At 54.1% G+C, this 357-nt stretch carries 1 protein-coding gene; it reads right to left on the bottom strand.

Annotated features, from left to right (window positions below; genetic code table 11):
- Positions 1-163 precede the first annotated feature (163 nt).
- Positions 164-357: hypothetical protein (locus tag AC1RPG_RS08440; RefSeq protein ID WP_481762540.1), on the bottom strand; the 194-nt coding region annotated here is incomplete at its 5' end.

A 357-nucleotide genomic window follows, 5' to 3' on the forward strand; every position in this document is an offset into this window, starting at 1 on the left:
CAACCTTTTGGTGACATCCTCAACGCTTCCTGTTTTCGGAATTTCGTAGCCACAGCGATCACCGCGAAGGCGTTCTTTCTCACGTTCATACTTCTGGTTGTCGTGAATGTTTCCAATGCGGTCTTTCGGAAGGTCTATGTACATCAGTAGGACTCCGTGTTAATTACTTCCTAGCGCTGTAGCGCGCGATGCGCTCAGCAAGACGAGCGCTAGTCTTCGGCTTATCTTGCAGAATCGAGGCTAGGTAGCGAACCTCACGGCGCGTGAACTTGGCGCGTGCACGGATCGCGTTGAGCGCACCGATATCGGTGTCGTCGCGCAGACGGTCTGCCCACATCGTGAAGCTTGGCTTCAACC

The sequence above is a fragment of the Dellaglioa sp. CoH-57-MRSF-18 genome, from assembly GCF_056781995.1.